12 protein-coding genes are annotated in these 12,941 nt (G+C 69.2%); 6 read left to right on the top strand and 6 right to left on the bottom strand.

Annotated elements, in window-relative coordinates; translation table 11 throughout:
* On the top strand, positions 1-566 hold a 566-nt coding region (locus tag ML01_RS30080; RefSeq protein ID WP_254045133.1), incomplete at its 5' end, for a DUF6399 domain-containing protein.
* Positions 567-628: 62 nt separating this feature from the next.
* Positions 629-3,100 (top strand): autotransporter outer membrane beta-barrel domain-containing protein, encoded by a 2,472-nt coding sequence (locus ML01_RS04225; protein ID WP_156427547.1) that lies wholly within the window; start codon positions 629-631, stop codon positions 3,098-3,100.
* Between the two features lie 339 nt (positions 3,101-3,439).
* Here the strand turns inward: ML01_RS04225 and ML01_RS04230 are convergent, their stop codons facing one another.
* From ML01_RS04230 to ML01_RS04245, 4 genes are all read right to left on the bottom strand, one after another.
* Positions 3,440-3,784, bottom strand: coding sequence for a TusE/DsrC/DsvC family sulfur relay protein (locus ML01_RS04230; RefSeq protein ID WP_058554162.1), 345 nt, complete (start codon positions 3,782-3,784; stop codon positions 3,440-3,442).
* Between the two features lie 226 nt (positions 3,785-4,010).
* A complete protein-coding gene (locus ML01_RS04235; RefSeq protein WP_058554163.1) occupies positions 4,011-5,276 on the bottom strand; it encodes a PcfJ domain-containing protein in 1,266 nt (421 codons plus the stop codon).
* 118 nt (positions 5,277-5,394) lie between these two features.
* The gene (locus ML01_RS04240; RefSeq protein WP_058554164.1) at positions 5,395-5,988 is read right to left on the bottom strand and encodes a hypothetical protein; all 594 of its coding nucleotides are present in this window, start codon (positions 5,986-5,988) and stop codon (positions 5,395-5,397) included.
* Between the two features lie 72 nt (positions 5,989-6,060).
* The gene (locus ML01_RS04245; protein WP_082673946.1) at positions 6,061-7,407 is read right to left on the bottom strand and encodes a pyridoxal phosphate-dependent aminotransferase; all 1,347 of its coding nucleotides are present in this window, start codon (positions 7,405-7,407) and stop codon (positions 6,061-6,063) included.
* Positions 7,408-7,840: 433 nt separating this feature from the next.
* Here ML01_RS04245 and ML01_RS04250 point away from each other — a divergent pair, with 433 nt between their 5' ends.
* From ML01_RS04250 to ML01_RS04260, 3 genes are all read left to right on the top strand, one after another.
* A complete protein-coding gene (locus ML01_RS04250) occupies positions 7,841-8,059 on the top strand; it encodes a hypothetical protein (RefSeq protein WP_156427548.1) in 219 nt (72 codons plus the stop codon).
* Between the two features lie 19 nt (positions 8,060-8,078).
* Complete coding sequence (locus tag ML01_RS04255) at positions 8,079-10,706, top strand: ATP-binding protein (RefSeq protein WP_058554166.1); 2,628 nt, start codon at positions 8,079-8,081, stop codon at positions 10,704-10,706.
* A 159-nt stretch (positions 10,707-10,865) separates the two neighbouring features.
* The gene (locus ML01_RS04260; protein ID WP_058554167.1) at positions 10,866-11,615 is read left to right on the top strand and encodes a molybdopterin-binding protein; all 750 of its coding nucleotides are present in this window, start codon (positions 10,866-10,868) and stop codon (positions 11,613-11,615) included.
* Positions 11,616-11,643: 28 nt separating this feature from the next.
* Here the strand turns inward: ML01_RS04260 and ML01_RS04265 are convergent, their stop codons facing one another.
* Positions 11,644-12,129, bottom strand: a complete 486-nt coding sequence (locus ML01_RS04265) for an LEA type 2 family protein (protein ID WP_058554168.1) — start codon at positions 12,127-12,129, stop codon at positions 11,644-11,646.
* A 366-nt stretch (positions 12,130-12,495) separates the two neighbouring features.
* On the opposite strand from ML01_RS04265, the gene ML01_RS04270 reads away from it, so the two are divergent.
* A complete protein-coding gene (locus tag ML01_RS04270; RefSeq protein ID WP_058554169.1) occupies positions 12,496-12,738 on the top strand; it encodes a hypothetical protein in 243 nt (80 codons plus the stop codon).
* A 9-nt stretch (positions 12,739-12,747) separates the two neighbouring features.
* Here the strand turns inward: ML01_RS04270 and ML01_RS28355 are convergent, their stop codons facing one another.
* Entirely contained in the window at positions 12,748-12,918 is a 171-nt protein-coding gene (locus ML01_RS28355) for a hypothetical protein (RefSeq protein WP_156427550.1), read from the bottom strand.
* Positions 12,919-12,941 lie beyond the last annotated feature (23 nt).

Genomic DNA, 12,941 nt, shown 5'->3' on the forward strand with positions numbered 1-12,941 from the left:
TACTGTTGGCGACGATCGCCTTCTTCTTCGCCACCGTGCAGCAGCGCATCGAGGCACTGAACTTGGCGCCGGACATCGAGGCGGCCGTCCTCGGGCAACTGATCCCGGCGCTCTACATCGAGCGCGTCGCCGCGCGCAGCACCCGCGCCGAGGCGCGCACCCGCCTGCACGCGTTGAGCGCGGCGCTGCTCAGGCCCCTGCGCGAACCGGACCATCCGATCCAGGCGCTCGACACCGACACGCGCGCTTATATCGAGCAGGTCGCCGGCGATTGCGCCGACCTGTTTCAGCGCTCCAGCTCCGCGGTGGAGGGCCGCAACGGCCAGCTCTCGCTCCATCACCACGGCCGTCATCGCCTCAGCGATCGCAAGCTCGCCGCGCTCACCGCCGTGCACAACTTCCACATCCGCCGCCCCGACGGCACCACCGCCGCCGAGCGCTTCTTCGGTCGCGCGCCGCCGCCGCTGTTCGAGCAACTCATCGCGCGCATGCCGCTGCCGCCGCGCCCGCGCCGACGACGACCGCCGACGCCAAAGGTGCCCTACCTGACTCCGCTGGCCGCATGACCGGGGGGTGGACGGAGTTATGATCAAGGCCCCCTTTAAATCAGACAAGCGGAGCCTTGATCATGACGAACGATCGACCACGCCAGCGGCAGTGGAGCATTGCGCGATCTGCTGCTCTTGGGTCTGCCATCGCACTGGTTTGCGCCGGTGCGCAAGCCGCCGTGGTGTTCAAGGTCGACTTCTCGGAGGTCGCGCTTTTCACCACCGACCCGACCATCCAGGGCATCGCTTTCAGCGCCGGCGATCCGGCTTCGTTCGAAGATACCTTTGTCGACGACTCTGCTACACCGACCGACCCGTACTTGGTCGCCGGTCTCGAGGGCAGTGGCGGCATCGATCTGCCGGCGTATAACGCGACCTCCTTCGTGCATGCCGCGATGCCGGGCGCACAGGGCGGAGGGGGTAGCGCAGCGACGGTCGAGGTCGATGCGGCCTTCTTGTTCCCGCTCCCGAGCGGCGAGACGCTACGGATGGAGGCCCTGCTCGGTGGTTCGGTTCAAGGCGCTACGGAGGTGACCACAAGCACAAGCGCCGTCGAGCGCCTCGTGCTTGCCCTGGGTTCATTGTCCTTCGACTCGCTGATGTTCTACGTGCCGGCCGATTTCGGCGGCGTCTTCCGCATCGATAATCTGATCATCGACATTCTCGGTGGTCCACCGTCGGGCGGCTGCGGCGACCATACTGCCTCGGAGGTCACCGGGGCCGAAGTCTGCGTCGAAGGCGGGGAGCTTACCTTCGATAAGTCCACGACCGTCGGCGCCGATGTCGATGTCGGCAACGTCGGCGGCACGGTCGACACGGCCGGGGTCGATGGCGAGCTCAGCGGCACCATTTTCGGTACCGGCGGACTCACCAAAATCGGCCTCGGCAACTTGGTGCTCTCCGGCAACAACACCTTTACCGGAAATACGGAGATTCAACGAGGCATACTGACCGTCAACGGCTCTTTGCAGTCGCCGGTCTTTGTCGGCTTGGACGGTATGCTCCGCGGCACCGGTCGGATCAACGGCCGGACCCGCGTCGCCGGTACATTGGCTCCGGGCAACTCGCCCGGCACCTTGACCTTCGGAGCACCGGTGAGCATGGACCCGACCGGCAGACTGTTGATCGAGATCGACGGCGCGGGCACCGGTAACGGCGCCGGCAACTACTCGCGCGTTATCGTTCAGGGCGTTGGCAACACCTTCACGGCGAACGGAACACTGCAGCCGCAACTGCGCGGGATCTCCGCATCCCCGACATCCGCAGCCCCAACAAACGACTTCACGCCGAGCATTGGCCAGTCGTTTGCCATTGTTGAGGCCGTTGGCGGCGTTGACGGCACCTTTACCGCGCTCGCGCAGCCAACGGGTCTGGCCGGCGGAACGCGATTCGATGCCTTGTACGACGCCAATGCGATCCGCTTGGTGCTGACCCCGTCGGACTACGCGAATCTGCCGAACACGGCCTTAAAGGGCAATGCCAGTGCAGCAGGCGGGGCAATCCAGTCCGGCAGACCCGCGCCCCACGCGCGCAAGGACGATCTGTACCGATCCTTGGCGATCCTGAACGAGCAGGAACTGGCCCTCGCACTGCACCAACTCGGTGGTGAGATTCATGCGGATATGATCTCGGCGGGATTCGAGGCCCATCGGCTCAATCGCGACACCATCATTGGACGCCTGAACGACCTTCGCTTGGGTCGATTCGCGCCGTCCGCCAGCGGACAGGTCGATCCGAACCAGCATTTCTGGCTCCAGGCGCGAGGTGGCTGGCTCGATGCCGACGGCGACAAGAACGCTGCTGATTTCGACCAGACGTTGTGGGGTCTGATGGGCGGAGTCGACATGCCGATCAACCCGTCGTTGCGCCTCGGTGCGGCCATCGGTTACGTGGAAAACGATGTCGATGCCAACGCCATGGGCGAGGGCAACACGGACAGCGTCCAGCTCGTCGGCTACGGCCTCTGGGAAGACGGCGGTAAGTTCGCCAACTTCGCGGTCGGTTACGGTTGGGACAGTTACGACACAAAGCGCCGGATCAACTTCCGCGAGCCAAGCGCGCTCAGGTCGAGCACCGATGGATACAGCCTGTTCCTCGACGCCGAGGGCGGCATGCGCATCGATCAAAACGGCTACTTCATCGAGCCGACCTTGGGCGTGCGTGGCGATATCCTGCGGCGTGACGGTTTTGCCGAGCGGGGCGGCATCGGCGCGTTGTCGGTCGAGGCCGACACCTATCAAGCCATCCAGACCAGGCTGGGCGCAATGATCGAGCGGCCCTTCGAGACCGCTGCTGGTCAGTTGGTCCCGCAACTGCGCGCTTACTGGCTGCACGACTTCGGCGACTCGATCGCACCCAGCTCCGAAGCGACGCTCAGCGGTCAGCGCTTCTCTGTCGACGCGTCAGACGTCGGTCGGGATGCGTTGGCGCTCGGCGTCGGCCTCACCATGGAGGCCAACGAGAACTTGTCCGTGTTCATCGACTACGACTTCACCTATCGCAGCGAACAAACCGGACATGGACTTGTTGCGGGTATCCAGATGCGTTGGTAAGCCATTCCCGAGTCACGCGCAACAGAACCGGGGGGGGTAGGGATGCTCGCCTGCCGAAGCGGCCCACGATTTGGGCGCCCTCGCCGGAGCGGTGCTGCTGCGGGCGTGCAGTACCCCAGCCCTTTGTGGGATCGCTCGTCGTTGTAGAAGCCGAAGTACTTAACTCAGCCAGAGCCCGAGCAGCCGCTCGGGCGGGCTGACATAAACCTCGACTTAGACGTCCTCGGACTTCACCGTCCGCCGCAGGCGCATCCGCCCGGATGGGCGGTGCGCTCCGGGCGGTGCTTCTACGGCCCCTCGCCGACATCGAACCGGGCGCTACTCGACGAGTAGGCGCCGTCAGCTCATGTAGGCCAGCGCCTCGGTGCCGGGGTTCGGCAGCCCGGCGGTGCGCCAGGCGGCGCGGCAGGTGCCGAACAGCTCCTTGACCCGGGCCTTCTGCATGCCTTGCTCGTGGCAGACCTGCTGCACGGGCGGCATGGCGGCGTAGCTCAGAAAGTGCTCGCGCAGGTAGTAGATGATGGCCATGTGCTCTTCCTCCAGCGTGCCGCGGCCGTCCATGGCGGTGACCAGGCAGGCGAAGGTCTCGGACCACAGGTGCGGGTCGGTGATGAAGCCGTCCGCATCCACGGGCAGCGGGTCGTGGATGGAGTGGAAGCGGGTGCTTGCGGCGAGTTGCGGCATGGGTCTGGGCTCCTTGGGCAGTCGGAATTAATTCTCTTGATGACGGCATCAGCGATGCGTCTGGTGAGCTTAGCCGAGTGAGCCCGTGCGTCAATACCCAAGTGTCGGCCTGGGCGATCAAACCGCGCCGATGCGGGCTCGGCGTTGGCGATGGCGATGGAGCATGGCGAGGGATCTTGGCGAGGGACCGACCTTGGCGAGGGACCATGGCGCGGGTGGCGCGTGGTCAGAGCCGATGGGACTCCAGCCACGCCTGCACCGCGCGGCGGGTGGTGGCGCTGACGGGATGGTTGCCGGCCATGAGCAGCTCGCCGATCTGCCAGCCGCCGCCGGGCCAGCGCACCAAAGACAGCGTCGCGCGCTGCGGGCGCAGCACGCGGTAGATGTAGGTGTCGCCGCCGGCGACGCGCTCGGCATAGCCGGCGACGCAGTTGTGCTGCTTGCGACCTTCCTCCACCAGCGCCTGCGGGGCGCGCAGCGGCACGATGTCGTCGCTGCCCGGGATGGGCGGCGGCGGGAAGCGCACGCCCGCGAGCCGGCCGTCCTCCAGGCGGGTGTAATCGCGGGCGAGGTCCTGGAACAGGGCGTCGAGCCGCTGGCGCTCGCGAAAGCGCCGCCGGGAGATGTCCACGCCGAGCGCGTCGGCCATGACTTGGATGTCCGCAAGCCGCCGTGCCGTGAACGGGAAGTAGGTCTCCTGCGGCGCCGCGAGCACGGCCTCGAATAGCACCGGTGTGGCGAGCGCGCGCAGTTGCGGGTCGGTGAGCAGCGTCAGCACGCCTAAGTTAAGCGCCGGCAGGTGGCCCATCACCGCGAGCGCGTCTTCGTCCGCGAGCAGGCGCTTGAGGCCGCCCATCAGCTCCCGGCTCATGGACGCGGGGCGGATCTTGGCCATGGCCTTCACGGCGCGGCGGCTATCCGGCAGCCCGAGGTGGGCCATGATCTCGGCCTGCTTCCGCGCGATGAGCCGGTCCAGGCGCGGATCGCGCTCCGGCGTGCGGCGCGCCAGCGACGGCCGGAACGCGAGCGCGAGGCAATAGCCGAGCGCCGGGTTGCCGTCGAAGAGATCGCCGCGCTCGCCGAGTGCCCGCAGCAGCCGAAGCAGCGTCAGGTGCTCGCCGCGGAAGGGCTCGACGCGCCGTGCCACGGGCTTCGGGCAGGCGAAGCGGAAGGCATCGAAGGCGCGCCGACGGCGTTGTGCCGGCGTGAGCGGCGGCCGGAGCACGGGCGCGGGCGGTGCATCGGCGGGCAGCAGGAGCTCAAGCTCGAGCTGTCCGGCCGGCGCGGTCTTCGCCCGCGGCTGCGCCGGGCGCCTGGGCCGATAGGGGCGGATTAGTGGATAGTCCGGCTCGAACGCCGCCCACTGTGCCGCCCGGTCGTGCTTGCGCACCGCCGTCAGGTCCGGCCAGGCGCGGATGAGCTGCGTCTCCTGCGCGGTGAAGACGTACAGGGTGTCCTGCTTGAAACGCGCTTCCAGGCGGGCGGCGGGCATGTCCGGGGGTGGCTTGGTTGCGTGGTCAGGTGAGCATAGGCCGCAAGCGGCTCAGGGCGCGAGCTTGGGGCGCGCGCGACTGGGAGCGTCGGCGTCTCGCCGACGGCCGAGCGCCCGCTCAGCCGCCGCCCACGCCGCAGCGCGCTGCAACGCGCTGCCACAACGCATCGAGCCCGCGCAGGGCGAAGGCCGGCTCCAGCGCGCGGCCGTTCAGCTTGACCTCGGCGCGCTCCGCTTGGCGCAGCCCATCGATGAGCGCGCGCAGCCCCGCCTGCTCGCCGCCGCTGAGCTGCGGGCGGAAGGCCACCAGCCGCGCGCGCTCGGCGTCGATGATGGCGGTGGGGAAGAGCGGCACGGTGCGCCCGCCCGGGCCGTTCAGCCCGAGCGTCGCGCGGGCCTCAAGCAGCTCGGGCGGCGTCAGGTCCGTCGGTGCCTGGACGGTGACGCGCAGCGGGGCGGCGGGGTCGCTGCGCTCGATGCCGATCAGGAGCAGCGGGTCCTGCTCGCCCGCCGCGTGGTCAAAGCCACCGGTGGTGAGCTCGCAGGGCTCGGCCGGGTCGTCGGGGATGGCGGCGGACCAGGCGCCGTCGTCGAGGCGCTCGGTGGCGGCGCCGACGGGCATGGACAGCGCAAGCGCCGTGGCGAGGAGCAGGGCACGGGTTGTGCCCTGCCGGAGCGTCGGCGGGGCGGGGCGGTGACGGTCAGACGGCAAGGTCGATCTCCTGCGGCCGGCAAGGGCGCAGGCTAAGCCAAAGCGGCGCCGGGGCAAAGCCGCTGATGCTCCCTAAAGCGCCTCGAGCCACTGCGCCATGCGCTCGATCCCGGCCATGCAGTCCGCGCAGTATTCAGCGAGGAAGCCGGCATCGGCGACGGCGGCGTCGTTCAGTGCGGCGGCGCCCTCAAGCGCCGCGGCACCGTCGAAGTTGACGTAGGCGAGCCGCAGCGACAGCTCCGCCGGCGAGCGGCCGAAGTCGCTGCCCGGCAGCATGGCGACGCCGGTGTCGGTGAGCAGCCGCTCGCACAGCAGGCGTGCATCGTGGATGCCGCGGGCGGCGAGGCGCTCGCGCAGGTCGCCGAGGTCCGGGAACAGGTAGAAGCCGCCCTCCGGCTCGTCGAGGTGGCAGCCGGCGGCGCGCAGCCGCGCGGCGATGGCGGGGCCCACCTGCCGGAGCACGCGGCGCGAGCGGTCGAGATAGCGCTGGATCTCGGGGCCGCCGTCGAACGCGGTGATGGCGGCGTGCTGGATGGGGTTGCTGACGCTGGTGTAGCTCTCGCTCGCGACCACGGCCATGGCGTCCAGCACGCCGCGCAGTTGCGGCGGGAAGCAGAAGGTGCCGAGGCGCCAACCGCCGGCGCCGGCCCACTTGCTCAACCCCCCGGAGATGATGGTGCCTTCCGGGTACCAGCGCGCGATGGACGCGTGTGCCCCCTGGTGGTGCAGCTCGCCGTAGATCTCGTCGGACAGCACGACGAGACCGTAGCGGCGTGCGACCCGGGCCAGGGCACGCAGCTCGGCCTCGCTGTAGGTGACGCCAAGCGGATTGGACGGATAGTTCAGGATCAGGATGCGCGGGCGGTCCGGATCATGGCAGCAGGCGGCATCGAGCCCCTCGGGCGTCAGGCGCCAGCCGTCCTCGCGCCGGGTATCGATCCAGCGCTGCTGGCGTCCGGCGATGGCCGCCTGCGGCGCGTAGGACACCCAGCTCGGCGACGGCACCAGCAGGTCACCGTAGAAGCACAGTTGCAGAATGAACAACAGCTCCTTGGAGCCCGGGCCGATCAGCACGTCGTCGGCGGTGCGCGCGACGCCCTGGGTGCGCCGGTGATAGGCCGCCACCGCCTCGCGCAGCGGCTCGAGTCCGCGCACCGGTAGGTAGTCCTTGCGTGCGGCATTGGCCTTGAGCGCCTCGACCACGCTCGCCGGCACGGGGAACGGCGACTGGCCGAGCCCCATGCGAAAGACCTTACGTCCCGCTCGTTCCAGCCGAGCGCTGTGCTCGTTGATGGCCAGCGTCGAGGATTGGGACAGCCCACGGACGTTGAGGCTGATGTGCACATGCGGTGCGACGGGCGGCTGGCTTGGGTGCTGGCTCGCGATCTGGTCGACGACGTCGAGCGGGACGGCGCTCATCTTGGGTTGTCCTCGTGGTGTTCTTTGTGTTAATGGGGCTCGCAAGGGTCTGCGCAGTCGGGTCTGGGGGGTTCCCTCGGTTCGCAGCCCGCGGCCGTGTGCCAGGCGGGGCGCGGGTTAGGGTTTTCCCCAGTCTCGCATTGACCCAAAGCAGTATTCGTGCCGAAAGAGTGATCCCTGTCTCCATCGGGACCTCCGGATGTCATTGAAGTCGTTCGCAACGGCGCATATCGAAGGCGGGAGCGGATGATTTCGCCCGGCAGGCGGGTCGGCGCTGACACCCCCTGCGGCGCACGAGCCGGCGGGCCTGCACAACATCGGTGCGCGCTGCTCGCAAATGGTCACAGCAGCCGATGCCGGCGTGGAGCCGATGAGGTGCGAGTTTCGGTTCATCCTGCTGCAACCGGGGCCGACATTTGAGGAATGGGAACACATGCGCCAACACACACTGATCCGTCACGACTCCCTGCGGGAGAGCGCGTTGCCTGACCCGGGGTTCGGCGCCGAGCGCGGGCGCGGCTACGACGACGACCGCCCGGACGGCCCGGGCTATCCGCCCGGGCTCGCTGCCGGGCCGGCCGATGCGCGGGTGCGGAGCAGCTTGGATTGCCCGGCGCCGCTTGCGGCGGCGCGTGGGCGCGCGCCGACCTAAGGATCGCAAGCCGTCAACCATGGGCAAGACGCGGCATCGCAGTCCGGTCGGGAGTCGCCGGGCGTCGCTGCGTCGGCGGCTCGGCAAGCGCGAGGACAGCGAGCTTGAGCAGGCGCTAATGCGACTCGGCATCGGCGCCGTCGTCTGCACCTATCTCCTGACCTTGCAAGACGATGCGCCCGGCGCACCGCCGCTCGCCGAGCCGCTGCTCTGGATCGTGGCGGTCTTTCTGAGCGGTGCGGTGCTGCTGTTTCTGCACAACCTATTGCGTCCCGCCCCGTCATCGCCTCGGCGCGTGCTCGGCACGCTCCTCGACATGTCCGCGACCTCGGCGGCCATGGCCATCGCCGGCGAGTCCGGCGTGCCGCTGCTCGCCATCTATCTCTGGGTCATCGTCGGCAACGGCTTCCGCTTCGGCGCGCGCTACCTGCTGATCGCGGCCGGTCTCGCCATCGCGGGCTTCATCGGCGTGGCGATTTACTCGCCGTTCTGGCACACGCATAAGTTCTTCGCGGTGAGCTTCCTATTTATCCTGATCTTCATCCCGGGCTACGTGGCAGCGCTGCTGAACAAGCTGCAGGCGGCGATGCGCCGCAGCGATGATGCGAACCGCGCCAAGAGCCAATTCGTTGCGCGCATGAGCCACGAGCTGCGCACGCCGCTCAACGGCGTCATCGGCATGAGCGAGCTGTTGCTGGAGACGCCGCTGAACCCGCAGCAGGCGGGGTTCGCGCAATCGATTCAAGGCTCCGCGGCGAGCCTGCTCGGCATCATCGAGAGCGTGCTGGACTTCGCGAAAATCGAGGCCGGCCGCATCGAGACCGAGCACGTGGACTTCGACCTGCACCGGCTGGTGCACGAGCTCGCGGACGTGTTTCGGTTGCAGGCGGAGCGCAAGGGGCTTGAGTTTGTTGTGCAGGTGGAGCCGGCCGTGCCCTTTGCCCTGCGCGGGGATCCATTGCATCTGCGCCAGGTGCTGCTGAACCTGCTCGGCAACGCGGTCAAGTTCACCGAGCGCGGGGAGGTGCGGCTCATCGTCGCCCTCGCCGCGCCGCCGCCGGATGCCGCGCCGCAGCGTGGGAGTCGGCTCAGGGTCGAGGTGGCGGACACCGGCATCGGCATTCCGCCAGCGGATCAGGCGCACATCTTCGAGAGCTTCCGCCAGGCGACGAGCGCCACGCAGCGGCGCTTCGGCGGCACTGGGCTCGGTACCGCCATTGCGCGGGATCTGGTGCACCTCATGGGCGGGGAGATCGGTTTGGTGAGCGCCGCGCGGCGTGGCTCCACCTTCTGGTTCGAGCTGCCGCTGACGCCGTCGCTGGCCTCCGCGGCGGCGGCGTCGCTGCGCGGCCTGCGTGTGCTGTTGCTCGGCCCGGCGCAAGCGGCAGGCGCCGTGCCGGCCCAGCTTGCGGCCAGCGGCGTGCGCGGCGCTTACGCGCATGACCTGACCCTGGCGTACGCGATGCTCAAACGCGCCAGCGACGGCGCGGAGTCGTTCGCGGCCGTGATCGTGCTTGGCACGACGGTCCGCACCGCCAACGGCCCGGACGGCGCGGGCGGTGAGATCGATGCGGGCGAGCTTGCCCGCGGGCTGCGCGCCGAGCCTCGGCTCGACAAGCTTGGCCTCATCTTGCTCTGCGGGGAGCACAGCGGGGCACAGATGGAATGGTACCGGGCCGGCTACGATGCGGTATTGACCAAGCCGGTGTCGGCGAGTGCGCTGCTGAACGCCCTGCATTATGCGGTGGGGGGCGGCGCGGGCGGCGGCATCGCGGTGCCCTTCGCGGAGCGCTACGCGCGTGCCGCAGGCGTTGGCGGCGCGCGGCGGCTGCGCGTGCTCGTGGCCGAGGACAACGAGACCAACCGCCGGGTGCTGGTGGAGCTCCTCGGCCGCATCGGCCACCAGGTGACGGCCGTGCCCGACGGCGAGGCCGCGCTGGACGCCCTGGCCCGTGCCGACCCTCCGTTTGATCTGATGATCCTTGATAAGCGCATGCCGGGCCGCAGCGGTCTGGAGGTATTTCGGGCGCATCGCTTCATGGCGCCCGGCAGCCGCATCGCGACCATTGCACTAACCGCGGATGCCACGACCGAGAGCTTGGAGGAGCTGCGCGAGGCGGGCGTCGATGTGGTGCTGACGAAGCCGCTCGACACCGATAAGCTGATCGCAGCCATCGCCGACATCATGGCCCGGCTACCGGCCCGGGCCGCCGCCGCGGCCCCCCCGCGTCCGGCACTGGCGCCGGTGCCGCGCCTCATGGCCCTGCCCACCGCCGAGCCTGGCCTGCTCGACCGGCACAAGCTCGCCGCGGTGCGTGCGCTCGGCACCAGCCCGGATTTTTTCGCGGAGCTGACCGCGGGCTTTGCGGAGGACGCCGAGCGCAGCATCGAATCGGCCGCCGCTGCCTTGGCGGAGCGGGACTATCCGCGCCTGCATGCGGCGCTGCACGCGCTGCGCGGCTGTGCCGTCGAGCTTGGGGCGGTGGGCGTCATCGCGATCTGCGATCGGCTGCGGGCGCTGCGGCCGTTCGAGCTGGGTCGGCCCGAGGCAGCAGCGCTGCTGGGTCGGCTGCGCGAGACCCAGCGGCGCACCGATGCGGCCCTGCGCGAGATCGCCGCGGCGGTCACGCCCGTGCAGTCGTCCTGATTGCGCAGCGGCCGTCGCCGCAGGTGAACCAAGGGCCGAGGGCCGAGGGCCGAGGGCCGAGGAGGGCGTCCTCGGCCCTCGGCCCTTCTACCGCCGCGTGAAACTTGACTCATCTGCACACATTCGGCGCCGTCCCGACTGACCACCGGAAACCCCAACGTGACCACCACCAGCTTCGGCCTGATCGTCATCGGCGACGAGATCCTGAACGGGCAGCGCACCGACAAGCACCTGCCCGCCTTCAAGGGCCTGCTCGCGGCACGCGGCCACGCGCTGGCCTGGTGCTGGATACTGCCGGACGAGCCGGCGGTCTTGATCCGCCAGCTCGAAGCGTCGATGGCCATGGGGCTGCCCGTTGTTTGCTGCGGCGGCATCGGCGCGACGCCGGACGACCACACCCGCGCTGCCGCGGCGGCGGCCGCCGGCGTCGATCTGGTCTGCCACACGAAGGCGCGCGCGCTCATCGAGGCCCGCTTCGGCGCCGAGGCCCATCCGCACCGGGTGCTGATGGCGGACCTGCCGGCCGGCGCCGACCTGATCCCGAACCCCGTGAGCGGGATCCCAGGCTTCGTGCTTCGCGAGCACTGGTTCCTGCCGGGCTTTCCGAACATGGCTTGGCCGATGGCGGAATGGGTGCTGGACCGGCACTACCCGCCCGGAACGCCGCCGCAGGAGGCCGCCCTGCTGGTGCGGCACACGCCGGAGAGCCGGTTGATCCCGCTGCTGCGGACGCTGGATGGCCGCTGGCCGGGGCTCAAGCTCTTCAGCCTGCCGCATATGGGCGATGACCCCGCGGACCGGCATGTGCTGCTCGGCTTTCGCGGCCGCGGCGACATCGACGGCGCCATGGCGGCGCTGCGCACGGCCTTGGACGCGGCCGGGGTCGCGTTCGAGGCCGTCGCGCAGTGACCGCAGGCCGGCACTGCGAGCCCTGTCCTCAGCGCAGCCCCCGGCCCGCCGAGCGCAGCAGCATCTGCGGGTCCAGCTCCCCCGACCAGCGATACGGAATCGGCACGACGCCGGCCACGGTCACGGTGCCGGCAATGCGATAGCCGACGGGCTCGCGCCTCAGCGCGAGCGTCGGCAGCAGGCCGAGCATGGAGGCAGCGTCGGCCACCACTGTGACCTCCACCGGCGCTGCGCCGAAGGCCGGGATCTGCTTGTCCAGCGCACCGCCGCCCTGGGCCACCTGCGTGCCCTCCAGCGACAGCTTGTACGTCATGGCCTTAATCGGCAGCATGCGGTCGTTCGGGTTCTTGAGGTTGAGCCCGACCCGCAGCGTCTGCTGATCCAGGCCGATGCGCTCCGGCGTAATGGACGTAACCTGCACCTCCGGCGGCAGCCAGTCGCGGGTCAGGCTCGCGCAGGCGGTGAGCAGCAGGGCGGCGACCATCGCCGCCATGGGACGATTGATGATGAACATGCTGGGCGGACTCCTTATGTTTCGGGCAGGGCTGCTGGGGGCTGCATTCTAGCGAGGCGGAGTCGCGTTGAATCGAGGGCCGAGGGCCAAAGGCCGACGCAGGCTCCCTTGGCCCTCGGCCCTTGGCCCTTCCCTCCCAGGGGTTGGTCTCCGCTCCGCTGATCTGTCAATCTCGGCATCCGGCGCGCGGTAATGCCCGGAGCCTCTGGCGAGTCCATCGAGCGGCGTATCGAGTCGGCCCGCCCGCCGGCCCGATTGCGGTCAGGCTCGCCGCGGATGCGTGCGCTCTGCACCGCTCGCGACCGTGCACAAAACTGCTATCCTCGTCGCGGAAGGATTCGGCAATGACCGCGAGTATCCAACGCCATGACCGACAATGTTGAAAACCCGATCTCGGAGCACCTGCGGGCCATTCGTGGCGATCTGTCCAACCTCGGCGGCAAGGTCGACAACCTGACGCTACGGGTCGGTTCGCTGGAGGACCACGTTGCCGGCATGCGCCGAGACCTCGCGCTGCTGCACGGCGATCTGGCTCAAGTCAGCCATCGGCTGGACCTGCACGACCGCCGCCTGGACCGCATCGAAAAGCGGCTGGAGCTGGCGGACTGAGCCTTGCGCTTACGGCCGGCTCCCGCAGGGAATGAATCGCCCCCCGACGATTTTCAGGGTCTCATCCACCTCGATCTCGATCTCGCCATAGTCCCCGTACTCGAAATAGCGGGAGAACGTCTCCTCGTCCAAGCCGAGCTCCTGGCTCAGGCTCCACCAGAGATCGGGAGCCTTCAGCATGTCAATCCGCGCATGTCAATCCG

Origin of the sequence: Thiohalocapsa sp. ML1, from assembly GCF_001469165.1 — a bacterium.
In the GTDB taxonomy this organism is placed as follows: domain Bacteria; phylum Pseudomonadota; class Gammaproteobacteria; order Chromatiales; family Chromatiaceae; genus Thiohalocapsa.

Bases quoted from the DNA above. Each gene is read 5' to 3' on its own strand.
- ML01_RS04225 (WP_156427547.1), top strand. From the start codon at position 629: ATGACGAACGATCGACCACGCCAGCGGCAGTGGAGCATTGCGCGATCT.
- ML01_RS04230 (WP_058554162.1), bottom strand. From the start codon at position 3,784: ATGCCGCAACTCGCCGCAAGCACCCGCTTCCACTCCATCCACGACCCG.
- ML01_RS04235 (WP_058554163.1), bottom strand. From the start codon at position 5,276: ATGCCCGCCGCCCGCCTGGAAGCGCGTTTCAAGCAGGACACCCTGTAC.
- ML01_RS04245 (WP_082673946.1), bottom strand. From the start codon at position 7,407: ATGAGCGCCGTCCCGCTCGACGTCGTCGACCAGATCGCGAGCCAGCAC.
- ML01_RS04250 (WP_156427548.1), top strand. From the start codon at position 7,841: ATGCGCCAACACACACTGATCCGTCACGACTCCCTGCGGGAGAGCGCG.
- ML01_RS04255 (WP_058554166.1), top strand. From the start codon at position 8,079: ATGGGCAAGACGCGGCATCGCAGTCCGGTCGGGAGTCGCCGGGCGTCG.
- ML01_RS04265 (WP_058554168.1), bottom strand. From the start codon at position 12,129: ATGTTCATCATCAATCGTCCCATGGCGGCGATGGTCGCCGCCCTGCTG.
- ML01_RS04270 (WP_058554169.1), top strand. From the start codon at position 12,496: ATGACCGACAATGTTGAAAACCCGATCTCGGAGCACCTGCGGGCCATT.
- ML01_RS28355 (WP_156427550.1), bottom strand. From the start codon at position 12,918: ATGCTGAAGGCTCCCGATCTCTGGTGGAGCCTGAGCCAGGAGCTCGGC.